We start from the raw sequence: 25,682 nt of genomic DNA, 5'->3' as shown, positions 1-25,682 counted from the left end.
CTTCCGGGGCGGCGGGGGGGGGGGGCCCGGGGGTGGCCCCCGGGGGGGGGCGGGGGGGCCCCCACCGCTGCGGTCAGCGTTCGAGCTTGTCGGCCAGCACCGGCACCACGTGGTCGAGGGTGTGCGGGATGCTCAGCACCGTGTTGTGCGCGAGCGCGATCCCGGTCTCGTTGAGGGGAACCGTGATCACATCACCCCGCTTGCTCACCTCCAGCGACTGGAACAGCGGGTCCGCCCGCAGCCGCTCGGCCCCACCGCCCTGGTCGATGACCAGGAGCACGTCGGACTCGAGCTGACCGGTTCGCTCGGCGCTGACGTCGAGGTGGAACTTCTTGCCGTCGTCGAGCTGCTGGAGCGCGGGCGGGAGCTGGATGCCCAGCCCGGTCAGGAACTGCCCGCGCGCGTCGTTGCGCGCGTAGGGCCAGTAGCCGCCCTTCGGGTTGAGCAGCACGACCGCTCCGGTGGACGCGGCGAACTTCGGGTGCTGCGCGGCCGCCTGATCGACCCGGGGTTGGGTGGCGGTGATCAGGGCCTCGGCTTCCGGCTTCTTGCCCACGGCCGTGCCGATCATCCTGGTGGCGTCCTGCCAGGGAGTGGCGAAGTCCGCGAACCCGGCCGGCCGGACGATCGTCGGCGCCAGCGCGGACAACTGCTCGTACAGCGACGCGTCGACCTGGGCGTTGACCGCCACGATGAGGTCCGGCCGCAGCTCGGCGACCTTCTCGACGTCGACCGCTCCCTGGGTGGGGAACAGGTGCGGCTGGGCGCCGCCCAGCCTGTCCTTCGCCCAGGACCCGGGGGCCGGACATCCCAGTCCACGGCCGCATCGCCACCGGCACGACGCCCAGCGCCAGCAGCGGAAGGATCGGCCAGATGTGACCGACGGCTCGGCGGACGAGGTGCCGGGACGCTGAAAATGCGCCCGGTTGAGCGAGAAGCGGAATCCAGATCACCGAATCGGATCCGCTGTGGACAGTTCTGCTAGCCCCGGCTGGATCGCATGGCGGCGATGTGCTGGAGCTCGGCATCGCCGGCGAGTTCCCGGTACCGGTCCGTGCCCACCGGGACCAGCGCGACGCGCCCGTTGGCGTCGCAGTGCACGCCCCAGCCGTAGCGCTTGGTCAGGGGTGAGGCCCGCAAGCAGGCCTGCCCCTTGGAGAAGAACTCGTCCCGGCTCACGCCCTTCCGGCGTCCTTGCGACTCGTAGACCACGTCGTCGGAGGTGTGCTGGTAGGGGTTGGCGAGCAGCATGTCGAACTGCACGCGCGCGACCGAGGGCCGCTCCCGCTGGGGCGGCTCCTCGGCCTGCGCCACCGGGCAATCCGGTGCCACCGAGATGAACGTGCTCGTGTAGTTCGTCGTGTGCGTGCCCACACCCGAACGCTACGCCGACCCACCGACGGCGACCCGGTTCCTCACCCGGCGGCCTTCTCCAGCCCGGGGCGGAGCTCGTCCAGGGCCCACGGGGTGCCGAGCACCGACTGGAAGCGCAGCTGGGTGATGGTCTGCACGTCGGGGGTGACGTAGGCGCCGCTGCTGATCGCCGGGATCCGGCGCACCAGCGGGTTGCTCTCGAAGCCCTGCCGGGCTCGGTGAACGCCGTGATCATTCGCCGACGCGTGTCGGATCGGTTCGCTCGGACGTTCGTCCGCGCTCACCGGCGGCTGCGCCGGTTCGCGCGCTGCCGGGCGGTCTCGTGCGCGCCGCGGAGGAGGTCGATCGCCAGGGCGTGGGTGCGGGCCGGGTTGATGATCGAGACCCATCCGAGCGCCCGGTACAGGGGGTGGCCGAAGACGACGTCGGTGGCGGTGAGATCTCCCGCTGCCGGGCCGGATCGCGGGTCTTCGCCGGTCAGCTCGGTGAAGACGTCGCGCCCGACGTGGACGTTCAGCCGCCAGCGGCCGGGAACGTCGAGGTCGCACCGGTCGTCCCCGGGGTAGTTCTTCGTGACGAAGGTGGCGTAGGGCTGCTCGCGTTCGGGGACCCGGCCGTCCGGGGCGTAGTAGAAGAAGTGGTCGCCCCAGGCGATCTCGGGGAACTCGCCACCCGCGGTGGGCGCGAGTTCCAGCACGCCGTCGAACGTCCGGACCGTTGTCAGCAGGTGTTCCATACTCATGGTTCAAGCGTGCGCTTGAAGTGCTTGTGGAGGGTTCGTGACCGAGTCGGGTGCGTCGATGAGCACAGCCGCCGTCGCGGAGTTGTCCGGGTACTCGGTCCAGCAGGTCCGCGACCTGGAGCGACAGGAGGTGATCCCGCCCGCCGCGCGAGCTGACAACGGCTACCGGCGGTTCCGCGCCGAGCACGTGCGCGCGCTCCACGCCTACCGCGACCTCGCCTCAGCCGTGGGACCCGTGCGCGCCCGGTGGACGATGCGCGAGATCCGCCTCCTGCCGTCCGCCGAAGCAGCGGCGCTGATCGTCTCCTGCCACGCCGACCTGCACCGCGAGCGGGAGCGGGCGCTGGCCGCCCGCCGCGGGCTGGAATCCGTCCAGGCGGAGGAGAAGACCGAGGCCGCGTCCGTCGACGCGGACGTCATGACGATCGCGGAGCTCTCGGAGGCGCTGGGGATCGCGCCGTCGGCCCTGCGGTTCTGGGAGGGCGAAGGCCTGGTCGCGCCCGACCGGATCAGCACCCGGGCAGGCACGGCGCGCCGCTACGGCCTCGCCGCCATCCGCGAAGCGCGCATCACCGCCGAGCTCCGGGCCGGCGGCTACCGGGTTCCGGAGGTGCGCGAGGCGATCACCGCGATCCGCGAGCTGCGCGACGTGAGCCATTCCCTCGCCGCGCTCGACGCCCGGCTGGAGGCCATCGCGCAACGCGCGCTCGCCCTGCTGCGCGCGGGAGCGCTGCTGGCCGAGATCATCGACCCGCGGCGAAAGGCGTCGGCGCGCGAGGATCAGCTGCGGGGGAGGTAGTTGGCGACGATGACGCCGGTGGCGGTGGGGGCCGCATCGACCAGTTCGAAGTCGGTCGGGGCGAAACCGTCGCCGAACAGCTTCCGCCCGCGTCCCAGCACGACCGGGTGAATGCACAGCAGGTACTCGTCGATCAGGCCGAGCGGGGCGAGCGAGGTGATGAGCGCCCCGCTGCCCATGATGTGGAGGTCCTGACCAGGGGACTGCTTGAGCTCGGCGACGGCGGCCGGGACGTCGCCGCTGAGCAACGTCGAGTTCGGCCAGGTGAGCGGTTCCGCGGAGTTCGAGGCGACGTACTTGGGCGCGCGGTTGAGGGAGTCCCGGAAGGGGCTGTCCCGCGAGTTCCAGTGGGACAGCACGTCCTCGTAGGTGCGTCGGCCGAGCAGGTAACCGCCGCCGGCCGACAGCCGCTGCCCCCACGCCCTCGCGACGGCTTCATCGCTGCCCCGCTCGGCCGCCCAGCCGCCGAGCTCGAACCCGTCGCGGGTGTCCTCGTCAGCGCGCCCCGGGCCTTGCATGACGCCGTCCAGGGTGAGGTGGTTGATCACGACGATCCGCACGCTGCTCCTGTTCGTCGGTCCGGGTGGGGTCAGGTCTCGCGGGTGCGGCGGTAGCGCTCGTAGATCACGGGCTGGAACGAGGTGGTCTCGATCAGCTCCAGCCGGATGTCGTCGCCGACCGGGGGCAGGAAGGGCGTGCCCCCGCCGACCACGATCGGGTGCCGGAACAGCCGGAACTCGTCGACCATGCCCAGGCCGATCGCCTCAGCCGCCAAGGTGGCACCGCCGATCGCGACGTCCTCGCCGGTCGAGTCGGCGATCGCGGCCGCCTCCTCGCGGAGCGAGCGCTCGGCCAGGCGGGCGTTGCCCTGGACGCCGTCGAGCGTGCTGCTGAAGACGACCTTCGGGAGCGCCGACCAGACGTCGGCGAAGGCGGCCCCGAGCTCGTCGGAGCGCATGGACGGGTCCGTCTCCCACACCAGCATGGTCTCGTAAAGCCTGCGGCCGCACAGGAAACCGCCGAGTTCGCGGGTCCGCGCGAGGTGGAAGGCGAACAGCTCCTCGTTCGGTGCGGTCCAGGCGAACTCGCCTCGACGGTCGTTGATGAAGCCGTCGACCGAAACGCCCATCGAGTAGACCAGCACGCCGTCAAGCGTAGCCGCGCTCTCCCCGGTCAGCGGGTCGATCAGGCCGGGTTCCGACCGTTCGGGCGTAGCGCACCAGCTCCTCGCGACGATCTGCTCGGAGGACAGGATATGTGCCCTGATCAGGGCTGATCATGATTGGCGAGGGTGATGGAGATGGATCTCCGCGTGGGTGTTCGCGGACTCGGCGTCGTGTCCGGGTACGGCTGGGGCGTCGAACCGCTCTGGGACGGGTTGCTGGGCGGCAAGCACGCGGCGTCGCTGGTCGACGGCTACGGCGAGAGTCGTGATCGGGCGGCGTGGGTCGCCGCCGTCCCACCCGGTGGGGACGAGTCCGATGGGCCCAGCAGGTTCGGCAGGGCGATGCGGGGTGCGGCTCGTGAAGCGGTGGCGGATGCGCGCGCACGCGGCTGGCGCGCAGGACGGCGGGTCGGTCTGCTGCACGCGGTCGTGCTCGGTGAAGTGGAGCTGTGGCGCGACTTCTACCTCCGGCACGGGGGAAGCCTGGGCTCGCGCGACTACCTGCGGCTGATGCCGTCGACGCCGATGTCGCTGCTGATGCAGGAGTTCGGCTTCCACGGTCCCGCGATGAACGTCTCGGCGATGTGCTCCTCCGGCAACGCGGGCCTGCTCACCGCGAAGGCCTGGTTGGACGCGGGAATCGTCGACGACGTCGTCTTCGTGGCCACCGACGTGTCCGCGACACCGGAGAACGTGCTGCACTTCGAACGCCTCGGGGTCGCGTTCGCCGACGCCGAACCGCCCGAGGTGTGCAGGCCGTTCCAGGAGGGCAGTCGGGGTTTCTCGATGGGCGAGGCGTCGGTGGCGATGGTCCTCTCGAGCCAGAGCGGCGGAACCGCCTACCTGGACGTCCTGGGCGGGGCGATGTCGCACGACGCGCACCACGTCACCTCGATCGACCCGGGGTTGACCGGCATCGCCCGCTGCTTCGAGGAGGCCCTGGACAACGCCGGGGTCGCACCGTCGGACCTGCGCTACCTCAACGCCCACGGCCCGGGAACGGCCCAGTGCGACCGCGCCGAGTCGGAGATCTTCAACTCGCTGTTCCCGGCCGAAGCTGAGCTGTACTCGGTCAAACCCCTCGTCGGCCACTGCCAAGGCGCTGCTTCCGCGGTCGAAATCGCGGCCACCGCCCTGGCCCACGACCGCGGGGTCATCCCGGCACCGCCGAAGAGGGCTGAGGGACATCCGCGCTTGCTCGACGGCCTGACCCCGGTGCGGCCGGGCATCACCGTGAAATCGTCGCTGGGCATGGGCGGCCACAACTCGGTGGTCGTGCTCTCGGCGTAGCGCGATCGCGGAGAGGAACAGAGGTTTGTGGGTGTTGCTCGGCGGACTGGCGTTCGTCGTGGCCGGCGGGGTGGGCGTCCACCAGGATTGGCGGCTGAACCGGACGGGCGTGCGCGCGTCCGGAACGGTGGTGGACGTCCGGTGGAACCCCGCCGGCAAGGACGCCTGAGCCTCGGCGCCAGCCGGGGTTCGGCTCGGCCTGGACGCCGTGCTCCACGAGGCCGCTCGTTCGGGTGAGGTGGGAGGCAGCGACTCGACAGCGAGTCGAAATTGTGTTCGAATCGGGTCATGCGTTGGGAAGAGCAGCGGGTTGGTGCTGGTCGGGCGGGGGAGTTGCCGCTCGGGTTGCCCGATCCCGTCGTGCGCGGGAGTGGTCGGGCCGGGTTGAAGTTGCCCGAGCCGGTGCCGATCGAGGCCGGGACCGAGGACGCCTTCGCGATCGAGATCCAGGCGAAGTCGATCATCAACCGGGTACCGGGCGAGGCGCAGGTGCCGTTCCAGTGGACGGTGAACCCGTACCGGGGGTGCACCCACGCCTGCGTGTACTGCTTCGCTCGGCGCACGCACACGTACCTGGACCTGGATTCGGGGCGTGACTTCGACAGCAAGATCGTGGTGAAGGTCAACGCGCCTGCGTTGCTGCGCAAGGAGTTGGCGAGCCCGCGCTGGGCTGGTGAGCCGATCGCGATGGGCACCAACACCGATCCGTACCAGCGGGCGGAGGGTCGCTACCGGTTGATGCCGGAGATCATCGCCGCGTTGCGGGATCGGGCGAACCCGTTCTCGATCCTGACCAAGGGGACCTTGATCCTGCGGGACTTGGACCTGATCGCGCAGGCCGCGCAGCGGGCGCGGGTGTCGATCGCGACGTCGATCGGATCGGTTGACGAGGCCCTGTGGCGGGAGGTGGAGCCGGGGACGCCGTCGCCGCTGCGGCGGCTGGACGTGGTGCGCCGGTTCGCGGAGGCGGGAATCGGGTGCTCGGTGCTGATGGCGCCGATCCTGCCCGGGCTCAGCGACTCGCCCGAGCAGATCGACGCGACGGTGGCCGCGATCGCCGAGGCGGGCGCGGTGAGCCTGACGCCGATCGTGCTGCACCTGCGCTCGGGTGCGCGCGAGTGGTACCACCAGTGGCTGAGCGCTCGGCGTCCGGACCTTTTGCCTCTCTACGAGCGGCTGTACCGCAACGGCGCGTACGCGCCGAAGTCCTACCAGCGGCAGGTCGTTGATCTGGTCGAGCAGGCCAAGCGTCGGCATGGCCTGGTGCCAACGCAACGACAGCTGAACTTCCGGGCCCAGCAGCATGATCCCCCACAGTCTGACGCCGACCGGGACGGGGAACGCCAGCTCACACTGCTGTGACGTTGGGGTCGACGAGATCAGCGTCCGTCGCGCCGCCTGACAGCCGCCACGATGGTTCTTGGCCACGTACTAGTCACGGCGGGCGCCGGGTGGCCAAATCACGCAGACCGGCAGTTCGCGATCTTTGGCGGCCTCAACGATGTCGGCCGTGCCGCCGTATCCCCTAGCTGGCTTGCCATCCCAGACCGCGATGAGCCGATCAGCTCGTTCAAGCATGATGAGGCTGGCGTCCATGTGGGATTGCGACGTGGATTCCACGTGATCGAGCCGAACGATGTCCGAGGCGCGGGTGATGAGTGCGTCGTAAACCGGGTGGTGATCCTCGGGGAGGCCGTCCCGGTATCGAGCCGCCGGGACGATGACAACGAGTTCTCCACCGTGGTCGAGCACGGCTTGCGCGAACAGGCTGTCGGCTCCATCGGCGAGGCAGCTCACCCCGAGGAGATCGGTCGTGTCGGCGATCTCCTCGCGGAGGGCGGCGTCGATGAGCTGTTCGGTGTCGCCGGGTAGTCCGCGATGTCCTGTAATGGCGAGCCTGGTCACCACTGCTCCCCGTCGTAAAGACTGATCAACATGTGGTCGAGATCGTCGACCTCGCTACTGCGCTCAGGCAGCTTGGAACGAAGCGTGCGCACGTTGGAAACGATCCGCTCGGAGCCGTACTGCTTACCGACCCGCAACGCCTCACCGCCGAGCCTCGCAGCCTCGTCCTGACGGCCTGTGCCAGCCAGTAGCAACGCGTATTCGATCTTGGCGAGGGCCTGTGGCTTGGGCGCGGTCATGGACGGGATGGCGGTGGCGTAGACACTCCGGGCCGCCGACAGGTCGCCGAACTTCGCGAGCGCACTGGACTGGTAGCGGGCGACCTTGGCCGAGGTGAAGGCGAACACCCACGGCCATTGCGCTTCACCAGGGTGTCGATCGGCAAGACGCTCCGCGGTGCGTAGAGCGTCGGTCATCGCAGTCCGATCGCAGCGAACCCGGCACCGACAGGGTCGTGCCCAGCAGCCCGATCCAGAGCGTGACGACCGCGGCGCACCAGCACTCATGCCGCTCACCCTGCCAGCGAGGACACCAACCTGTGTAGACCAGTTGAGGACTGTTCACCCACCGGCCACGTGCGCCGCCCGCGCCGAGAGAAGAGGCCGAGCCCGCGTGCGCGGCTCGGCCTCTCGGCGATTTCCGGAAGCGGTCAGCGCTTTCGGATTGAAGTGGTTGCGTTTTCTAATTCTTCTGCGTTCCGCGGCTGCCCGGATCATTGTTTCTTGAAAGGAAAGATGGGTTGATCCGCGGTTTTGGCACTTTCTTGAATTGTTCGAGTTTCCGTTACGGCGAGTGCTGGAGGGTGGGTGACGGGACGTCGCTGGACCGGATCAACTCGCCTCCGGGCCTGCTGCCAGCTCTCCCGCGTCCCGCTGCTCCTCGGGCTTCCAGCGGACGCCGAAGACGCCCATCCCGAAGTCCAACGCGACCGCGTGCGCGCGCCCGAACCGGTCCACCTGCAACGGCTTCGGCTGCTCGTTCTCCTGCATCGCCGAGTCGCCGACGTAGCTCTCGCAGCCCGCGGGCGGGTGCGCCGGGTCGAACTGCAGCTCCACCACGTACTGGCGCACGGGCAGCCGGAACAGGCGGCAGAAGCTGTGCTCGGCCTCGTTCGGTCCGGTCGGCGGGTCGATGATCTCGTACTCCAGCAGCAGCGTTTCGCCGCGCGCCAAGGCGTGGTCGAACAGCAGCTCGGCGACCACCAGGTCGCGGGCGTGGTCGGTGAGCACCTGGCCCAACCGGCACGAGCGGATCGGGCGGATGATCGGCGGCGTGGCCACCGACGAAGCGCCGTCGAACATGATCACCCAGCGGTCGGCGTTGTTGGTCTCGGCGCGAACCAGCTTGCGGGTGCGGATCTTTCGCAGGTCACCGCGCTGGTCGACGTGCACGACGTCGTGGTGCGACAGGCGGGTGAGCTTGCTGTCGTGGTTGGTGTCGATCTTGGTGAGCAGCTCCGCGGCCGACTCGTGCTCCGACCACAGCGCGCTCAGCGGCGGCGCTTCGGCGGACGCCTGCCGGGTGCGGCCGCGCGGGCGCGGCGGGCCCAGCAGCGCGGACAGGGAGCTCTCCGGAACGCCCAGGACCTGCTCCAACTGCGCCAGCGCCAGCAGCGAATCGGGGCGCTCGGGGCGGCGTCGGCCGGACTGCCAGTAGCTCAGCGCGGTGATGCTCACCGGCGTGCCCCTGGCGCGCAGGCGGTGCTGGATGCGCTCCAAGCTCAGGCGGCTGGACCGGATCGCGGTGCGCAGAGCGGCTTCGAACGGACCCGTTCGGAGCAGTTCCGCCAGCTCGGCCGAGATCGCGCCGGCCTGCTGCGTCGGTTGCGGCTTCGTGGCCTGTGGGTGTGCCTGCTGAGTCGGGTGGGCCTGCGGGGCGCCCTGCTGCATGCCGCGAACGGCCGGGCGGGCGGTCGGGCGGGCCTCGGTTTTCGGGCCGGTCATCGTTACTCCTCGTGTCCGGCGAATTCCGAACTTACGCTAATCAGTGGGTCACTGTTGCGCAACGACCGAGTTCCGGTAGGCGACTCCAACTTTAGGAGTAGCCGCCCTCGGGCGATGCCTGTGTTTTGTTGTTCCTCTCTTCCACACGTATGCAACGGCCCACTTTGTTCACTCGACGGGCAGCCCGCCCGTGGAAACCGAGAATTGTGATCACCATCGGCGCAAATGGTGTGGACCAGACTGGCACGCTGGGCGCACCAGGTCGAGGCCTCCGAGGCCCCGGCTCACATCGCGGGAGCGGCCACCGCCCTGCCCGCGATCGCCGAGCGCAGGTTGGCTAGCCTGGAACCTTGCGTCCCGCCTGCTCAAGCCCGCGGGAAGCAGCAACGCAGTCGAACGCTCGTAAGCGGAATGAAGGAGCTTGAGTACCCGTGATGCGCACGCACGAGGCCGGATCGCTCCGCGCCGGTCATGCCGGGCAGACCGTCACCCTCGCCGGGTGGGTGGCGCGCCGTCGCGATCACGGCGGGGTCATCTTCATCGATCTGCGCGACGCCTCCGGCGTCTCCCAGGTCGTCTTCCGCGAGGGCGAGATGGCCGAGCGCGCCCACCGGCTGCGCGCCGAGTTCTGCATCAAGATCACCGGTGAGGTCGTCGTCCGCCCGGAGGGCAACGAGAACCCGGAGATCCCCACCGGCGCCATCGAGATCACCACCACCGACCTGGAGGTCCTCAGCGAGGCGGCCCCGCTGCCGTTCCCGCTCGACGAGCACCTCGAGGTCGGCGAGGAGATCCGCCTCAAGCACCGCTACCTGGACCTGCGCCGCGGCGAGCCCGCGCGGATCATGCGGATGCGCAGCGACATCAACCGCATCGCGCGGGAGACGCTGCACGGCCGCGACTTCGTCGAGGTCGAGACGCCGACGATGACGCGCTCCACCCCGGAGGGCGCCCGCGACTTCCTGATCCCGGCCCGCCTGCAGCCGGGCAGCTGGTACGCGCTGCCGCAGTCGCCGCAGCTGTTCAAGCAGCTGCTGATGGTCGGCGGCATGGAGCGCTACTTCCAGATCGCCCGCTGCTACCGCGACGAGGACTTCCGCGCCGACCGGCAGCCGGAGTTCACCCAGCTCGACATCGAGATGAGCTTCGTCGAGCAGGACGACGTCATCGAGCTCGGCGAGGAGATCCTGGCCGGCCTGTGGAAGCTGGTCGACCACGAGATCCCGCGCCCGATCCCGCGGATGACCTACGCCGATGCGATGGCCCGCTACGGCACCGACAAGCCCGACCTGCGCTTCGGCCTCGAGCTCACCGAGATGACCGAGTACTTCCAGGACACGCCGTTCCGCGTGTTCCAGGCGCCCTACGTGGGTGCGGTGGTCATGCCCGGTGGCGCCGACCAGCCGCGCCGCCAGCTCGACGCCTGGCAGGAGTGGGCCAAGCAGCGCGGCGCGAAGGGCCTGGCCTACGTGCTCATCGGCGAGAACGGTGAGCTGTCCGGGCCGGTCGCCAAGAACCTGTCGGACTCCGAGCGCGAGGGCCTGGCCAAGGCCGTCGGCGCCAACCCCGGCGACTGCGTGTTCTTCGGCGCGGGCTCGCGCGCGTCCGCGCGGGCGCTGCTGGGTGCTGCGCGGCTGGAGATCGGTGAGCGCTGCGGCCTCATCGACCACGACGCCTGGTCGTTCGTGTGGGTCGTCGACGCGCCGATGTTCGAGCCGGTCGAGGACATGGAGGCCGGCGACGTCGCCGTCGGCAGCGGCAAGTGGACCGCGGTGCACCATCCGTTCACCTCGCCGAACGCCGAGTGGATCGACAACTTCGAGAAGGACCCGGAGAACGCGCTGGCCTGGGCCTACGACATCGTCTGCAACGGCAACGAGATCGGCGGCGGCTCCATCCGTATCCACCGGCCGGACCTGCAGGAGCGGGTGTTCGAGCTGCTGGGCATCACCGAGGACCAGGCGCAGGAGAAGTTCGGCTTCCTGCTGGAGGCGTTCAAGTACGGCGCCCCGCCGCACGGCGGCATCGCCTTCGGCTGGGACCGGATCTGCATGCTGCTGGCCGGTGCCGAGTCGCTGCGCGACGTCATCGCCTTCCCCAAGTCCGGCGGCGGGTTCGACCCGCTGACCGCCGCGCCGGCGCCGATCACCGACGCCCAGCGCAAGGAAGCCGGCATCGACGCGAAGCCCAAGCAGCAGAAGGCGGACGCCGAGAAGGGCGAGCCGCAGAGCTGAAATTGGTCCCATCGAGTGACCGCCCGGCCGAGCGCATCATCCGCGTGCTCGGCCGGGCTTACTCATGTGCGGGAGGCGAACCGGCATCGGAGTTTGATGCCCGTGCAACGTTGGCGAAGTCCGCTTCCGTCAACGTCTACGGGAGTCGTGCGCGTTCGGGTTCTGGGGTGAACACGCAGCGCACACGGCGGCTGGCCGGTCAGGTGTCACTTGACCGGTCATGGCCCTAGAGGTTCAGGTTGTGGGGGTAGTGTCTGGAGACGATGAGCGTGGAGATCACCACCGGCCCCCCGGAGGTCCGGGTCCCGGCCAGCACCGAGGCGACCGACACGGTCGCCACCGCAGAAGCGGTGCTGAGCAAGAGGACCGGAGCTGCGGTGCGGCTTGCCGACGCGGAGGACCTGGGCGGCAGTGACCGCTCGGTCGTGCTGCGGGTGCGGATCGCCGAATCGCCGTTCGAGATGCAGCGCACCGTGGTCGTCAAGCACTACGGAGAGTGCCCGCCGGAAGCGCGTTCCGACCCGTTCGCGCACGAGGCGGCCAGCTGCCAGCTGACCACGGCGCTGCCGCCGGAGGCGCGCGTCAGCCCCGAGCTCATCGCCCACGACGTCAACGAGCGGTTGCTCGTGCTCGAAGACCTCGGCCGCGGTTCGACGCTGGCCGACGTGCTCTTCGGCGAGGACCCGCGCGCCGCCGAGCGCGCCCTGCTCGCGTGGGCGCGGGCGCTCGGGCGCTTGCACAGCAGCACCGCCGGCTGCTCGGCCGACTTCGACGCGCTGATGCGCCGGCTGGGCGCCAAGTCCTGGACCGACCCGGTCGCCGACGACATCGTCGCCTCGGTGGGCGAGCTGCCCGAGCTGCTCAGCCAGATCCTCGGCGTGGACACCCCGCCCGAGCTGGTCGAACGGCTCACCACGGCCTCCGAGCAGCTGGGCTCCAGCCGGTACCAGGCGTTCAGCCCGTCCGACATCTGCCCGGAGAACAGCCTGGTCACCGGGTCCAGCGGGGTGCGGTTCCTGGACTTCGAGTGGGGCTGCGTGCGCGACGTCGCGATGGACGCCGCCTACCTGCAGTACCCGTTCCCGTCCTCGTGGTGCTCCTACGCGTTACCGGACAACCTGGCGCAGAGCATGCTCGCGACCTGGCGTTCGGAGATCGCCGAGGTGTGGCCCGAGCTGGACTCCGACGAGGTGCTGCTGCCCAGGCTGTTCAACGCCCAGCTGCTGTGGGTGTGGGTGTCGACGTGGTGGTTCCTGCCGCGCACCGGCGAGACCGACCGCCCCATCGACCTGCACCAGCCCTCGCCGCGCCGCAGCACGGCGCTGGTGGACCGCTGGCGGCACCTGCGCTCCGACGCGCAGGACGCCGAGCTCACCGACGTCGCCGAGTTCGCCGACACCGTGATCGACGCGCTGGTGGACCGCTTCGGCGCGGGCGCGCTGCACCTGCAGCCCTACCCGGCCTTCCGCACCGAGTGAGGGCCTGCGACACCTTCGAGATCGAACGCGCGGCGGTGGCGACCTGGCCGACTTCGACGCTGCTGCGTCGCGACGGCTGGCTGCTGCGGCACTGCGACCGGTTGCGCCGCCGCCGCTCGAACTCGGCCCTGCCGCTCGGCCCGCTCACCGACCCGGAGGCCGCGATCGAGACGGTGGAGCGCTTCTACGCCGAGCGCTCGAACCCCACGATCGTGCAGGTCAGCCCGCTCGAAGAGCACTCGGAGCTGGACCGCGTGCTGGCCGAGCGCGGGTATCGCGCGGACGCGCCGGTGGTGATCATGCGGGCCGAGCGGGAGGCGCTGCTGCAGGCCTGCCCGCCGCAGGGCTTCGAGGTGCTGCTGGACGCCTCGCCGGCGCCGCGGTGGCTGGACGCCGTCGAGCGGGTCGGGGGCCGTCCGGAGCCGAGCCTGGACCGCGTGCCCGCGCCCGTCGCGTTCGCCACCGCCGTGCACCGCGGAGTTCCGGTGGGAGTGGGCATGTTCGCCGTCTCGGACGGCTGGTGCGGCGTCTACGGGATGCACACCGCCCCGGAGTGGCGGCGACGTGGCGTGGCGGCCTCGCTCGTGCGCGCGGGCGCCGGATGGGCGTCGGCCGGGCGGGTGTTCCTCCAAGTGGAGACCGACAACTCCGTCGCGCGGAGTCGCTACGAATCGCTCGGATTCATACGTGCGCATGCATATCATTATCGTGTTCGGTGATTTCACGTTTCGCGAGTGTTGCTGAGATGAATGGGCGATGTCGTCGAGCTGTCGCTCGATGCGGTTATTCAGATCACATTTCAGCTGCGCACCGTGATGGCCGAGGTTGCAGAACGCGGTGTCCCGCGGGTCGTCCACCCGACGACCGGGTGATTTGGCGAGTGAAGTTGCCGCATTAAGGAATTTTCATTTGTTTTGCGGCCGATTCGTCCGATCCGTGACTTGCGCGTGGACGTGGGTCTTCCGATATCGTTGTGCCCGAGCGCTTTCGCTCCTTCACCCCGCAACCGTCGGCGTCGCCGGAAGGGGATCCGCTGCTCGTTTTATTCGGGAGGCATTCGGTGCGCGGCAGGGCATGGCAGATCACGAGGGCAGGGATCTTCCTGCTCTTCGCGGTCGTGCTCGCCGCTCTCGGCCCCACCGACACGGCGCTGGCCGGTCCGGTCAGCTGCAGCGCGACCAGCGAGCACAAGCCCGATCCCAAGGAGCAGCGGGACAGCGAGAAGCTCCGCGAGCGCCTGCCCGGACTGGCCACGCACCGGCGCACCCAGGCTCGGCACGAACAGGATCGCGACCCGCTGCGCGGCGAATCGAGGTGGACGGCCGGGGATTTCGAAATCCTCGTGCACACCGCCCGGTTCCCGAATGGTGGGACTGATACATACCACGCACACAGCAGGCTCAGACATTCTCCTGCGACGCTGCAGGTCATGCGGCACTGATCGGTTCGGTCTTCAACTCTTCCGAGCCGATCCGACCCGGAGATACCACAATGAGCTTCGAGAACTTCGTGCGTCACGCACGTCGTCACCCCGACCTGCTTTCCGCGGACCAGCGAGCCCAGCTGGCCGCCGGACAGAAGCCTTCCGCTCTGTTCATCGGATGTTCAGATTCCCGAGTGATTCCGTCTCACATCACCGGGGCTGAGCCAGGCACCTTGTTCGAACTGCGAACTGCCGGGAACGTGGTGCCGAAATACGCGCCCGACTCCGGCTCCAGCGAAATGGGCACCATCGAGTACGCGGTGCTGCAACTGGGGGTCCCCGAGATCGTCGTGTGCGGCCACTCGCACTGCGGCGCGGTGACTGCGCTGACCATCGCCGGCCGCGGGCTCGACGAGCTGCCCGCGCTGTGCACCTGGCTGGGCACCGACGGCCTGGTCGGAACCGACCCCGAGGACGCCGCCGTCCGCACCGAGAGCAAGCGACACCTGCGCGCGCAGCTCGACACGCTGCGCGAGTACCCGTTCATCCGGGACCGCATCGAGTCCGGTCAGCTGCGGCTGCACGGCTGGTTCTACGAGATCGACACCGGCCTGGTGCACGTCGCGCCGCAGTCCTCGGACGACGAGGACTTCCTCCCGCTCTAACGCGCCCGCACTCGCGGAATCGACGCCGGGCACCCACCGCGCAGGGTGCCCGGCGCGGTACCCGCTACCCGATTTTCGCCCTGGAGGGCATCGTGACCACGCAACTCGAGGACAAGTCGCAACAGCAAACAGGGCGAAAGCCCAACGCGCCGAACACCCTCGGCGCCGACATCGCCGCCTCGCTGGTGGTGTTCCTGGTCGCCGTCCCGCTGTGCGTCGGCGTCGCCGCCGCGTCCGGCGTGCCGGTCGAGCTGGGCATCGTCACCGGCATCGTCGGCGGTCTCGTCGTCGGCCTGCTGCCCGGCAGCAGCCTGCAGGTCTCCGGCCCCGCCGCCGGTTTGACCGTGCTGGTGGCCTCGGCCGTGAGCCAGCACGGGCTCGGGATGCTCGGCATCATCGTGCTCGGCGCCGGCATCGTGCAGATCCTGCTCGGCGTGAGCCGGATGGGCACCTGGTTCCGCGCCATCTCGCCGTCGGTCGTGCAGGGCATGCTCGCCGGCATCGGCCTGGTGCTGATCCTCGGCCAGGTCTACCCGGTCGGCGGGCTCGCCCAGCCCGACACGACCGCGGAGAAGTTCGGCGGCCTGGGTGGGCTGGCCACCGCGATGGTGACCACGCCGCAGGGCCTCGCCGGCATCGGCCTGGCCGTGACGGCGCTGCTGATCATGACCGCCTGGAAGAAGTTCGTGCCCGCACCGCTGAACCTGGTGCCCGGTGCGCTGATCGCCGTCATCCTCACCAGCGCCGCTGCCGCGCTGCTGGCGCTGCCGGTGAAGAAGATCGAGGTCGGTTCGCTGCTGGCGTCGCTGAACCCGCCCGCGCTGACCGACTTCGGCGCGGTCAACCTCGCCGTGCTCGGCTCGATCCTCACCTTCGCGCTGATCGCCTCGGCGGAGAGCCTGTTCAGCGCCGCCGCCGTGGACCGCATGCACGACGGCCCGAAGACCCAGTACAACAAGGAACTCGTCGCGCAGGGCGCGGGCAACGCGGTCTGCGGTGTCTTCGGCGCGCTGCCGATGACCGCGGTGATCGTCCGCAGCTCCGCGAACGTGCAGGCGGGTGCGAAGACCAAGCTCTCCCGCGTGCTGCACGGCTTCTGGCTGCTGCTGTTCGTGGTGCTGCTGCCCGGTCTGCTGGCGTTCATCCCGACCGCCGTGCTGGCCGCGCTGCTGATCCAGGCCGGGTGGAAGCTGCTGGAGCTCAAGGCCGTCGCCAAGCTGGTGCGCGAGCACCGCTCCGAGGCGTTCGTGCTGGTGCTGACCGCGGTGACGATCGTGGCCACCGACCTGCTCATCGGCACCCTGACCGGTCTGGCCGTCGCCGTGGTCAAGACCGCGATCGAGGTCTCCCGGCTGTCGGTCAACGCCGAGCACGAGGAGGACCGGGTTCACGTCGAGCTCGGCGGCAACGCCACGTTCCTGCGCCTGCCGCGGCTGCTCGACCACCTGGAGAAGCTGCCCACCGGCAAGCACGTCCACCTCGACCTGAGCACGGTCCGCCACCTGGACCGCGCCTGCCACCAGGCGGTCGAGAACTGGGTCGCCGAACACCGCCGCAACAACGGCAGCGTCGAGGTCGCCATGCCCGCCAAGGTCGGCTGACGAGCGCCTCACCTGCCCAACCAGGATTACCGCCGTAATCGGGTCTCCGATTACGGCGGTAATCCGGTTCCGGTCACGGCCGTGATCCGGAGTTCGACCACGGACGTAGCCGGGGTGGCCCGAATACCGCCGTAATCCGGCGTCCGATTACGCCGGTAATCCGGTCGCCCCGTGCGGGCCGGGGTGTTGGGGGCGTCGTGCCCGTGCTGGGAGTCCGGGTCGGTGCGGTTCGTGGGGGAGTCGGGGGTGGCGGGTAGCGTTTCGGGTGTGAGTGACGGGTTGTTCGACGAGGGGCTTTTCGGGGCTGAGACCGAGGAGAAGGCCGAGGAGAAGCTGGCCGAGAACGCGCCGCTGGCGGTGCGGATGCGCCCTCGGACGCTCGATGAGGTCGTCGGGCAGCAGCACCTGCTGGTCGCCGGCGCGCCTCTGCGGCGGCTGGTGGAGGGGGCGGCTCCCGCATCGGTGCTGCTCTACGGGCCACCGGGCACGGGCAAGACCACCCTCGCGAACCTCGTGTCGAAGGCGACCGGGCGCCGGTTCGCCGCGCTGTCGGCGCTGTCGTCGGGGGTGAAGGAGGTCCGGGCCGTCATCGAGGAGGCCCGCCGCCGCCTCGGCCGTTCCGGCGAGGCGACCGTGCTGTTCATCGACGAGGTGCACCGCTTCTCCAAGACCCAGCAGGACGCGCTGCTCGGCGCGGTCGAGGACCGGACCGTGTTGCTGGTGGCCGCGACCACCGAGAACCCGTACTTCTCCGTGGTGGCGCCGCTGCTGTCGCGGTCGCTGGTGCTGCAGCTGCGCAGCCTGGAGGACGAGGACATCCGCTCGCTGCTGCGCCGGGCCGTCACCGAGGAACGCGGTCTGGGCGGCCGGATCGCGATGGCCGCCGACGCCGAGGACCACCTGGTCGCGCTGGCCGAGGGCGACGCGCGGCGGGCGCTGACCGCGCTGGAGGCCGCCGCCGAGTCGGCGGTGTCCAACGGCGCCGACGAGATCGACCTCGCCACCGTCGAATCCACCGTGGACCGAGCGGCGGTGCTCTACGACCGGGGCGGCGACCAGCACTACGACATCACCAGCGCGTTCATCAAGTCCATCCGCGGCTCCGACGTCGACGCCGCGCTGCACTACCTGGCGCGGATGGTCGAGGCCGGCGAGGACCCGCGGTTCATCGCCCGCCGCCTGGTCGTGCACGCCAGCGAGGACATCGGCATGGCCGATCCGACCGCGCTGCAGACCGCGGTCGCCGCCGCGCAGGCGGTGCAGCTCATCGGCATGCCCGAAGGGCGGCTCGCGCTGGCGCAGGCCACCATCCACCTGGCCACCGCGCCGAAGTCCAACGCGGTCATCGCCGCCATCAACGAGGCGATGGGCGACGTGCGCGCAGGCAAGGGCGGTCCCGTCCCGCCGCACCTGCGCGACGGGCACTACGCGGGAGCGCAGAAGCTCGGCAACGCCAAGGGCTACCGCTACCCGCACGACAAGCCCGAGGGCGTGCTCGCCCAGCAGTACCCGCCGGAACCGCTGATCGGGCGCGACTACTACAACCCCACGCCGCGCGGCGCCGAGCGCGCGCTGCACGACCGGGTTCCGAAGCTGCGCAGCATCATCCGGGACGAGGACTAGCCAGGACGCGCCACGTGCGGCCCCGGGACCGCCTTCGAACTTCGCGCGAAATTCGAATCACCCCACGCCCGCAGGCGCGTTTTCCCTGGTCAGGGGGCTTTCGAATTTCGCGCGAAATTCGAGGGGGAACTTCGGCCTTCGAACTTCGCGCGAAATTCGAGTCCGCTGGGCGGCGGGGGTGCGCGGGGCTCGGGTGCGGCTCGACATCGCCGGGGGATACGTTGCGCTGGGAAGTCCAACGCGGGAGGTCGATGTGAGCAGGGTCGTGGTCACCAGGGCGGTTCCGGAAGCGGCGGTTGCCGTGCTGCACGAGGTCGCCGAGGTGCGGGTCTGCGATCAGGACCGCCCGCTGACCCCCGACGAGCTGCGCGAGGCCGTCCGGGGCGCCGACGGCGTGGTCGCGATGCTGCACGACCGCATCGACGCCGACCTCGTCGACGCCGCGGGTGACCAGCTCGAGGTCGTGGCGAACGTGGCCGTCGGCTACGACAACGTCGACGTCCCCGCCGTCACCGGGCGCGGCGTCACCGTCACCAACACGCCCGGCGTGCTCACCGACGCCACCGCCGACCTGGCCTTCGGCCTGCTGCTGTCGGTCACCCGCCGCCTCGGCGAGGGCGAGCGGCTGCTGCGCTCGCGCACGCCCTGGAACTTCCACCTCGGCTTCATGCTCGGCACCGGGCTGCAGGGCAAGACGCTGGGCGTGGTCGGGCTCGGCGGCATCGGCCAGGCCGTGGCTCGCCGCGCCCGCGCCTTCGGCATGCACATCGCCTACACCGGCCGCCGCCGCGCGGCGCAGGAGATCGAGTCCGAGCTCGACGCCCGCTACCTCAGCCAGGACGAGCTGCTGCGCACCGCCGACGTCATCTCCCTGCACTGCCCGCTGACCGACCAGACGCACCACCTCATCGACGACGCCGCGCTGGCGCAGATGAAGCCGACCGCGATCGTGGTCAACACCAGCCGCGGCCCGGTCATCGACGAGAAAGCCCTGGCCAGGGCGCTGCAGGAGGGCCGCATTGGCGGTGCCGCGCTGGACGTCTTCGAGCACGAGCCCGAGGTCGACCCCGGGCTGCTGGAGCTCGACAACGTCGCGATCGCCCCGCACCTGGGCTCGGCGACCACCGAGACCCGCACCGCGATGGCCGAGCTCGCCGCGCGCAACGTCGCCGCCGTCCTGACCGGTCAGCCGCCGCTGACCCCGGTCACCGCGTGATCAACCGGTCACCGCATCGATACCTCCCCGACGAGGCCGTTCCGGGAGCCGCCGAAAACCCCCGCACCTGCGGTTCGACCCGGCGGACCGGGTGCTTGTGGTCGGCGGATGCACCGGTAACCTGGCGCACGATCAACGAACCGGGCCGCGTTCCCGGGTTCGACCAGGACATGACGTGGACATACGGGAGGGCACGTGACGCCCACGCAGATCGCCGCGCTGATCGTCGCCGGAGCGTTCGTGCTGCTGGTTCTGCTGCTGGCGGTGCCGCTGATCAAGCTCGGCAAGACCTTGGACGAGGCGAGCACCGCGATCAAGAAGGCGCAGGAGAACAGCGACCCCATCTTCACCGGCGCGAACACCACGATCACGCACGTCAACACGCAGCTGGAGCGCGTTGACGGCATCACCGCCAACGCCAAGACCATCAGCGGCAACGTGTCGGCGTTGTCGTCGCTGTTCACGGCTACACTGGGTGGTCCGTTGGTGAAGACGGCGGCGTTCTCCTACGGCGTCAGCAAGGCGCTGAAGGCCCGCCGGAAGCGCAAGCAGGAACCCACCGGACGGCACTTCCGCCGCAAGAACAAAGGGGTGCGCAAGTGAGGCGCCTTTTCTGGTTCGGCGCGGGCATCGCAGCAGGAGTCGCGCTGACCCGCAAGGTCAACGAGACCGCTCGGAAGGCGACCCCCACGGGGATGGCCGAGCAGGTCGGCGGCGCCATGCGCGAGCTGGCCGGAGCCGTCGGCTCCTTCGGGGCTGACGTGCGCGCCGGGATGCAGGAGCGCGAGGACGAGCTGCACGATGTGGTCGCCGACGCGGACCAGGTCCGCCGGATAGCCGCCGAGCACGACGCCGAGCGGCGAGCTCGACGGGCGGGCCGCTGACGCAGGCGCTCCTCCGCGCCGCCGGCCGCTCGCCGACACCGACAGCCGTGTCCGTGACCTGACCACATCCCAAGGACTCCCAGTGCAGACCCACGAGATCAACCACCGGTTCACCGAGCACTTCAAGGGCCGCGGCCACACCGTCGTGCCCAGCGCGTCGCTGATCCTCGACGACCCGACGCTGCTGTTCGTCAACGCGGGCATGGTCCAGTTCAAGCCCTACTTCCTGGGCGAGGCCCCGGCCCCGTACCCGCGGGCCACGAGCATCCAGAAGTGCGTGCGCACCGGTGACATCGACGAGGTCGGCAAGACCACCCGGCACAACACGTTCTTCCAGATGGCCGGCAACTTCTCCTTCGGCGACTACTTCAAAGAAGGCGCGATGGAGAACGCCTGGGAGCTGCTCACCAAGTCGGAGGCCGACGGCGGCTACGGCATCGACCCGGCCCGGCTGTGGGTGACGGTCTTCGAGAAGGACGACGAGGCCGCCGGGCTGTGGCAGAAGGTCTGCGGGATCCCCGCCGAGCGCATCCAGACCCGCGACGCCAAGGACAACTACTGGGACATGGGCGTGCCCGGTCCCGGCGGTCCCTGCTCGGAGATCTACTACGACCGCGGCCCCGCCTATGGCAAGGAGGGCGGTCCGGTCGTCGACGAGGACCGCTACATCGAGATCTGGAACCTGGTGTTCATGCAGGACATCAGGGGTGAGCTGCCGCCCAAGGACGGTCACCCGCCGATCGGCGAGCTGCCCACCAAGAACATCGACACCGGCATGGGCGTCGAGCGGGTGGCCTGCCTGCTGCAGGGCGTGGAGAACGTCTACGAGACCGACCTGGTCCGCCCGGTGATCGCCAAGGCCGAGGAGCTCTCCGGACGCCGCTACGGCGCCACCCACGAGGACGACGTGCGGTTCCGCGTCATCGCCGACCACGCCCGCTCCGGCGTGATGCTCATCGGCGACGGCGTCACCCCCGGCAACGAGGCCCGCGGCTACGTGCTGCGCCGGCTGCTGCGCCGCATCGTGCGCTCCACCCGCCTGCTGGGCGTGCAGGAGCCGGTGCTGGGCGAGTTCGCCAAGATCGTGCGCGACGCGATGTCGCCGAGCTACCCCGAGCTGGTCACCGAGTTCGACCGCATCGACTCGGTGATGCGCAACGAGGAAGAGGCCTTCCTGTCGACGCTGACCGCCGGGTCGAAGATCTTCGACATGGCCGTCACCGACCTGAAGAAGTCCGGCGGCCAGACCCTCGCGGGCGACAAGGCCTTCCAGCTGCACGACACCTACGGCTTCCCGATCGACCTGACCCTGGAGATGGCTTCCGAGCAGGGGCTGTCGGTGGACGAGCAGGGCTTCCGGGACCTGATGGCCGAGCAGCGCCGCCGCGCCAAGGAGGACGCCAAGTCCCGCAAGACCGGGCACGGCGACCTGTCGACCTACCGCACGCTGCTCGACCAGCACGGCACCACCGAGTTCATCGGCTACACCGACCTGCAGTCGCACAGCCGGGTGCTGGGTCTTCTGGTCGACGGCCAGCCCGCCTCCCACGCCTCGGCCGGGACCGAGATCGAGCTGGTGCTGGACCGCACGCCGTTCTACGCCGAGGGCGGTGGCCAGATCGCCGATACCGGCAAGCTGGTCGGCCCGGGCGTGGCCGTCGAGGTCCTCGACGTGCAGCGCAGCGTGCCGGGCCTGTTCGTGCACCGCGCGAAGGTCCTCGAGGGCGAGCTGGGCGTGGACACCACGCTGGAGGCCGCCGTCGACGCCCACCGCCGCCAGGCCATCGAGCGCTCGCACTCCGCGACGCACCTGGTGCACGCGGCCGTGCGCAGCGCCTACGGCAAGCGCGCCGCGCAGGCCGGTTCGCTGAACTCGCCGGGCCGGATGCGCTTCGACTTCACCGTCCCGTCGGCGGTGTCGGCCGACGTGCTGTCCGGGGTCGAGGAAGAGGTCAACGACTACCTGCAGACCGACGTCGAGGTCAACGCCTACACCACCAGCATGGACCGGGCGATGGAGCTCGGTGCGATGGCGCTGTTCGGCGAGAAGTACGGCGACCAGGTGCGGGTGGTCGACATGGGCGACTACTCCCGCGAGCTCTGCGGTGGCACCCACGTGCCGCGCATCGGCCGGCTCGGCGTGGTCAAGCTCGTGTCGGACTCCTCGGTGGGTTCGGGCGTGCACCGCGTCGAAGCGCTGGTCGGCATGGACGCCATGCGCCACATCAGCAAGGAGCACCTGCTGGTCAACCAGCTCGCCGAGCAGTTCAAGGTGCCCGCCGAGGAGCTGCCGGACCGCATCCAGGGCGTGGTGAGCCGGCTGCGCAACGCCGAGAAGGAGCTCGCGCAGCTGCGCATCTCCCAGGTGCTCAACTCGGCGGGCGAGCTCGCCGACAAGGGCACCGACGTGCACGGCGTGACGGTGGTGGCCGAGCAGGTCCCGGACGGGGTGGACGGCAACGCGCTGCGCGCGCTGGCCGGTGAGATCCGCGGCAGGCTCGGCGCGTCGCGCCCGTCGGTGGTGGCGCTGTTCTCCGCCGACGAGGGCAAGGTGAGCTTCGTGGTCGGCGTCAACGACGCGGCCCGCGACAAGGGCATCGCCGCGGGCAAGCTGGTTCCCAGCTTCGCGGCCGAGGTCGGCGGCCGCGGCGGCGGCAAGCCGGACATGGCCCAGGGCGGCGGTTCGAACCCCGCCGGCATCACCGCGGCCATCACCGCGCTGCGCACCGGTGTCGACCAGGTGGTGGCTGGCGGGTGAACGGGCACCAGCAGGCGGATCCCGGACCGGGACGCCGGCTCGGTGTCGATGTCGGGGCGGTTCGGGTCGGGATCGCGCTGAGCGATCCCGCTCCGATGCTGGCGACCCCGTTGGAGACGTTGCGACGGGACGAGGAAGGCGGCAGCGATCTCGCCAAGATCGCCGACCTCGTCGCCGAGCACGACGTGGTGGAGATCGTGATCGGCCTGCCGAAGACGCTGGCGGGCAGGCACGGTTCCGCCGCGGAGATCGCGCAGGCCTACGGGGAGGCGCTGGTCGAGAAGGTCGCGCCGGTTCCGGTGCGGTTTCACGACGAGCGGTTGACCACCGTGACGGCCAGCCGGAAGCTGTCGAAACGCGGTGTGCGGGGGAAGAAGCAGCGCGCCGTGGTCGACCAGGCGGCAGCGGTGGAGATTCTGCAGGCATATCTGGACGGCCGGGGGACCAAGACACGAGAGGAACTCCCGTGACCGACGATCTCGGACTGTTCGCGGACGAGCCCGGGGAGCACCGGCGGCGACGGCACGATCCCGATCGCTTCCGCCGCCGCAAGAGGCGCCGTTGGGTGACCGCGCTGGCGGGTCTGTTCGTGCTGCTGCTGGTCGGCGGCGGTGTGGGTTACGGAGCCATGCAGATCCTGCAGATCGGTTCCTACGAGGACTACGAGGGCGAGGGCACCGGCAGCGTCGTCATCGAGGTCGCCTCCGGTGACACCGTCGGCGACATCGGCAAGACCCTGTCGGAGAAGGACGTGGTCGCCAGCACGAAGGCGTTCACCGCCGCGTCCGCCGAGAACAAGCGGATCAACTCGATCCAGCCCGGTTACTACCTGATGCGCAACCGGATGTCCGGCAAGGCCGCGGTCAGCCACATCCTGTCCGCCGACGCGAAGGTGGGCCGGGTCGACATCCGCGGCGGCATGCGGCTGGAGGACCAGGCGGCGCCCAACGGCGGTCGCACGCCGGGCATCCTGACCAGGCTCGCTGAGGCGACCTGCACGAACAAGAACGCGCCTTGTACCACCTCCGAGCAGATGCACCAGGCCGCCGAGACCGCTGATCTGGCGTCGCTGGGCGTGCCGGAGTGGGCCATCGCCGATGCGTCGAAGGCCGAGCCCCGGCGCCGGTTGGAGGGCCTGATCATGCCGGGCGTCTACGACGTCAAGCCCGGTGAGTCGGCCGAGAACGTGCTGCGCGACGTGGTCACCAAGTCGGCGGCGCAGCTGGAGGTCGCGGGCCTGCCGAAGCTGGCCGACGGCAGCGGGCACTCCCCGTACGAGCTGATGATCATCGCGTCGCTGACGCAGAGCGAGGGCCTGGCCAAGGACTTCCCCCGGGTCGCCCGGGTCATCGAGAACCGGCTCGGCCAGCCCGCGATGAAGCTGGGGCTGGACTCGACGATCAACTACCCGCTGGACAAGCCGACGCTGCTGACCAACAGCGCCGACCGGCAGCGCCCCGGCCCGTACAACACCTACCTGAACTACGGGCTGCCGCCGACGCCGATCTCGGCGTTCAGCAAGGAGGCGTTGCAGGCGGCCGAGCGGCCGGCTCCGGGCGAGTGGCGCTACTTCGTGAAGTGCTACCCGGACGGCACGTCCTGCTTCGCGGAGAACCAGCAGCAGCACGACGCCTACATCAAGGAAGCGCAGGCACGTGGCGCGTTCTGATCACCAGGAAGCCGGGGCCCGGCGGGCCGCGGTGCTCGGCAAACCGGTCGAGCACTCGCTGTCCCCGGTCCTGCACGGCGCCGCCTACGACGCGCTGGGCCTGAACTGGACCTACGAGCGCGTCGAGGCGGACGCCGAGCGGCTCGTGGAGTTCGTCGGCGGGCTCGGCCCCGAGTGGGCGGGCCTGTCGGTGACGATGCCCGGCAAGCGCGCGGCGCTGCGGATCGCCGACGAGGCCGCCGACCGCGCCGAGGCGGTCGGGGCGGCGAACACGCTGGTCCACCGCGCCGACGGCGGCTGGTTCGCCGACTGCACCGATGTGGACGGCGTCGTCGGAGCGCTGCGCGTCGCGGGCGGTTTCGTCGGTGGGCACCGGGGGCTGGTCCTCGGCGCGGGCGGCACGGCGGTGGCGACGCTGGCGGCGTTCGCCGACCTCGGGCTGGCGGAGGCGACGCTGGCCGTGCGCGAACCCGCGCGGGCGGCGGAGGCGGTGGAGGCCGCTGAGCGCATCGGCCTGCCGGTGCGGGTCGAACGGCTCGGCTCGATCACCCTCGCCGACGCCGCGACCAGCCACGACGTGGTCGTCTCCACGTTGCCGGCGGGTGCGGTGGACGCGCACGCGGTGGATCTGGCGAAGGCCGCCTGCGTGCTCGACGTCGTCTACCACCCGTGGCCGACGCCGCTGGCGGAAGCCGTCCGGGCGACCGGCGGCAGGCTGGCGACCGGGCTGGACATGCTGCTGCACCAGGCCTTCGGCCAGGTCGAGCACTTCACCGGGCAGCCCGCACCCCGCACCGCCATGCGCGACGCACTGGCCGCAGCCACCGGCCACGCTCTTCCCCTGTAACGGACACAGCTCCCGTCGTGAGCGCGGGGATTGGAAAGTAGGGGGGCAATGGGGGGCGGCCGGGGG

At 70.3% G+C, this 25,682-nt stretch carries 28 protein-coding genes; 19 read left to right on the top strand and 9 right to left on the bottom strand.

The annotated features are described in order from the left end of the window. Window positions 1–73 precede the first annotated feature (73 nt). The 4 genes from R4I43_RS09390 to R4I43_RS09375 all read right to left on the bottom strand — a co-directional run bounded on the left by R4I43_RS09390 (window position 74) and on the right by R4I43_RS09375 (window position 2,116). The gene (locus R4I43_RS09390; RefSeq protein WP_324265333.1) at window positions 74–754 is read right to left on the bottom strand and encodes an ABC transporter substrate-binding protein; all 681 of its coding nucleotides are present in this window, start codon (window positions 752–754) and stop codon (window positions 74–76) included. A gap of 227 nt (window positions 755–981) precedes the next feature. Then, entirely contained in the window at window positions 982–1,374 is a 393-nt protein-coding gene (locus R4I43_RS09385) for a DUF6157 family protein (RefSeq protein WP_324265174.1), read from the bottom strand. A 41-nt stretch (window positions 1,375–1,415) separates the two neighbouring features. Further along, window positions 1,416–1,658, bottom strand: a complete 243-nt coding sequence (locus R4I43_RS09380; RefSeq protein ID WP_324265173.1) for a hypothetical protein — start codon at window positions 1,656–1,658, stop codon at window positions 1,416–1,418. Continuing rightward, the gene (locus tag R4I43_RS09375; protein WP_324265172.1) at window positions 1,655–2,116 is read right to left on the bottom strand and encodes a DUF6194 family protein; all 462 of its coding nucleotides are present in this window, start codon (window positions 2,114–2,116) and stop codon (window positions 1,655–1,657) included. Before R4I43_RS09375 ends, R4I43_RS09380 begins: the two co-directional genes overlap by 4 nt. Before the next feature lie 58 nt (window positions 2,117–2,174). Between R4I43_RS09375 and R4I43_RS09370 the strand changes: the two genes are divergently transcribed. Beyond that, window positions 2,175–2,915: a MerR family transcriptional regulator gene (locus tag R4I43_RS09370; protein WP_324265171.1), complete on the top strand. Its 741-nt coding sequence runs from the start codon at window positions 2,175–2,177 to the stop codon at window positions 2,913–2,915. Here R4I43_RS09370 and R4I43_RS09365 read toward each other — a convergent pair. Together R4I43_RS09365 and R4I43_RS09360 are read right to left on the bottom strand one after the other, a co-directional pair. After that, complete coding sequence (locus tag R4I43_RS09365; protein ID WP_324265170.1) at window positions 2,897–3,475, bottom strand: dihydrofolate reductase family protein; 579 nt, start codon at window positions 3,473–3,475, stop codon at window positions 2,897–2,899. The genes R4I43_RS09370 and R4I43_RS09365 overlap by 19 nt on opposite strands. Window positions 3,476–3,504: 29 nt before the next feature. Then, window positions 3,505–4,059, bottom strand: coding sequence for a dihydrofolate reductase family protein (locus R4I43_RS09360; protein ID WP_324265169.1), 555 nt, complete (start codon window positions 4,057–4,059; stop codon window positions 3,505–3,507). Window positions 4,060–4,215: 156 nt separating this feature from the next. On the opposite strand from R4I43_RS09360, the gene R4I43_RS09355 reads away from it, so the two are divergent. The 3 genes from R4I43_RS09355 (at window position 4,216) to R4I43_RS09345 (ending at window position 6,732) form a co-directional block, all read left to right on the top strand. Continuing rightward, window positions 4,216–5,370 (top strand): beta-ketoacyl synthase N-terminal-like domain-containing protein, encoded by a 1,155-nt coding sequence (locus R4I43_RS09355; RefSeq protein WP_324265168.1) that lies wholly within the window; start codon window positions 4,216–4,218, stop codon window positions 5,368–5,370. Between the two features lie 31 nt (window positions 5,371–5,401). Next, window positions 5,402–5,539 (top strand): hypothetical protein, encoded by a 138-nt coding sequence (locus R4I43_RS09350; protein ID WP_324265167.1) that lies wholly within the window; start codon window positions 5,402–5,404, stop codon window positions 5,537–5,539. Window positions 5,540–5,658: 119 nt separating this feature from the next. Continuing rightward, a complete protein-coding gene (locus tag R4I43_RS09345; protein WP_324265166.1) occupies window positions 5,659–6,732 on the top strand; it encodes an Rv2578c family radical SAM protein in 1,074 nt (357 codons plus the stop codon). 69 nt (window positions 6,733–6,801) lie between these two features. On the opposite strand, the gene R4I43_RS09340 is transcribed toward R4I43_RS09345, so the two are convergent. The 3 genes from R4I43_RS09340 to R4I43_RS09330 form a co-directional block, all read right to left on the bottom strand. Further along, window positions 6,802–7,275, bottom strand: a complete 474-nt coding sequence (locus R4I43_RS09340; protein WP_324265165.1) for a hypothetical protein — start codon at window positions 7,273–7,275, stop codon at window positions 6,802–6,804. Then, window positions 7,272–7,691, bottom strand: a complete 420-nt coding sequence (locus R4I43_RS09335; RefSeq protein ID WP_324265164.1) for a hypothetical protein — start codon at window positions 7,689–7,691, stop codon at window positions 7,272–7,274. The genes R4I43_RS09340 and R4I43_RS09335 overlap by 4 nt, the downstream gene beginning before the upstream one ends. A 414-nt stretch (window positions 7,692–8,105) precedes the next feature. Then, entirely contained in the window at window positions 8,106–9,218 is a 1,113-nt protein-coding gene (locus R4I43_RS09330) for a hypothetical protein (protein WP_324265163.1), read from the bottom strand. 431 nt (window positions 9,219–9,649) lie between these two features. On the opposite strand from R4I43_RS09330, the gene aspS reads away from it, so the two are divergent. The 15 genes from aspS (at window position 9,650) to R4I43_RS09255 (ending at window position 25,616) form a co-directional block, all read left to right on the top strand. Beyond that, complete coding sequence (aspS, locus tag R4I43_RS09325; RefSeq protein WP_324265162.1) at window positions 9,650–11,452, top strand: aspartate--tRNA ligase; 1,803 nt, start codon at window positions 9,650–9,652, stop codon at window positions 11,450–11,452. 263 nt (window positions 11,453–11,715) lie between these two features. Further along, a complete protein-coding gene (locus R4I43_RS09320; protein WP_324265161.1) occupies window positions 11,716–12,930 on the top strand; it encodes a phosphotransferase family protein in 1,215 nt (404 codons plus the stop codon). Continuing rightward, window positions 12,927–13,649: a GNAT family N-acetyltransferase gene (locus R4I43_RS09315; protein WP_324265160.1), complete on the top strand. Its 723-nt coding sequence runs from the start codon at window positions 12,927–12,929 to the stop codon at window positions 13,647–13,649. Before R4I43_RS09320 ends, R4I43_RS09315 begins: the two co-directional genes overlap by 4 nt. A gap of 30 nt (window positions 13,650–13,679) precedes the next feature. After that, the gene (locus tag R4I43_RS09310; protein ID WP_324265159.1) at window positions 13,680–13,802 is read left to right on the top strand and encodes a hypothetical protein; all 123 of its coding nucleotides are present in this window, start codon (window positions 13,680–13,682) and stop codon (window positions 13,800–13,802) included. Between the two features lie 101 nt (window positions 13,803–13,903). Beyond that, the gene (locus R4I43_RS09305; RefSeq protein ID WP_324265158.1) at window positions 13,904–14,371 is read left to right on the top strand and encodes a hypothetical protein; all 468 of its coding nucleotides are present in this window, start codon (window positions 13,904–13,906) and stop codon (window positions 14,369–14,371) included. Between the two features lie 50 nt (window positions 14,372–14,421). Further along, complete coding sequence (locus R4I43_RS09300; protein WP_324265157.1) at window positions 14,422–15,018, top strand: carbonic anhydrase; 597 nt, start codon at window positions 14,422–14,424, stop codon at window positions 15,016–15,018. A 92-nt stretch (window positions 15,019–15,110) separates the two neighbouring features. Next, window positions 15,111–16,619 (top strand): SulP family inorganic anion transporter, encoded by a 1,509-nt coding sequence (locus tag R4I43_RS09295; protein WP_324265156.1) that lies wholly within the window; start codon window positions 15,111–15,113, stop codon window positions 16,617–16,619. A gap of 267 nt (window positions 16,620–16,886) precedes the next feature. Next, window positions 16,887–18,242: a replication-associated recombination protein A gene (locus R4I43_RS09290; RefSeq protein ID WP_324265155.1), complete on the top strand. Its 1,356-nt coding sequence runs from the start codon at window positions 16,887–16,889 to the stop codon at window positions 18,240–18,242. A 253-nt stretch (window positions 18,243–18,495) separates the two neighbouring features. Further along, the gene (locus R4I43_RS09285; protein WP_324265154.1) at window positions 18,496–19,458 is read left to right on the top strand and encodes a 2-hydroxyacid dehydrogenase; all 963 of its coding nucleotides are present in this window, start codon (window positions 18,496–18,498) and stop codon (window positions 19,456–19,458) included. 195 nt (window positions 19,459–19,653) lie between these two features. Beyond that, window positions 19,654–20,061 (top strand): DUF948 domain-containing protein, encoded by a 408-nt coding sequence (locus R4I43_RS09280; RefSeq protein WP_324265153.1) that lies wholly within the window; start codon window positions 19,654–19,656, stop codon window positions 20,059–20,061. Continuing rightward, a complete protein-coding gene (locus tag R4I43_RS09275) occupies window positions 20,058–20,342 on the top strand; it encodes a hypothetical protein (RefSeq protein WP_324265152.1) in 285 nt (94 codons plus the stop codon). The genes R4I43_RS09280 and R4I43_RS09275 overlap by 4 nt, the downstream gene beginning before the upstream one ends. Window positions 20,343–20,424: 82 nt before the next feature. After that, complete coding sequence (gene alaS / locus R4I43_RS09270; RefSeq protein ID WP_324265151.1) at window positions 20,425–23,100, top strand: alanine--tRNA ligase; 2,676 nt, start codon at window positions 20,425–20,427, stop codon at window positions 23,098–23,100. Next, window positions 23,097–23,570, top strand: a complete 474-nt coding sequence (ruvX, locus tag R4I43_RS09265) for a Holliday junction resolvase RuvX (RefSeq protein WP_324265150.1) — start codon at window positions 23,097–23,099, stop codon at window positions 23,568–23,570. The genes alaS and ruvX overlap by 4 nt, the downstream gene beginning before the upstream one ends. After that, a complete protein-coding gene (gene mltG, locus R4I43_RS09260; protein WP_324265149.1) occupies window positions 23,567–24,769 on the top strand; it encodes an endolytic transglycosylase MltG in 1,203 nt (400 codons plus the stop codon). Before ruvX ends, mltG begins: the two co-directional genes overlap by 4 nt. Further along, window positions 24,756–25,616 carry a shikimate dehydrogenase gene (locus R4I43_RS09255; RefSeq protein WP_324265148.1) on the top strand — a complete coding sequence of 287 codons (861 nt, stop codon included), beginning with the start codon at window positions 24,756–24,758 and terminating at the stop codon, window positions 25,614–25,616. Before mltG ends, R4I43_RS09255 begins: the two co-directional genes overlap by 14 nt. The last annotated feature ends 66 nt before the right edge of the window (window positions 25,617–25,682 follow it).

The sequence above is a fragment of the Saccharopolyspora mangrovi genome, from assembly GCF_035320975.1.
Lineage (GTDB): Bacteria > Actinomycetota > Actinomycetes > Mycobacteriales > Pseudonocardiaceae > Saccharopolyspora > Saccharopolyspora mangrovi.
Note: the sequence above shows the minus strand (reverse complement) of the source record. Positions and strands in the feature narration are given on the sequence as shown.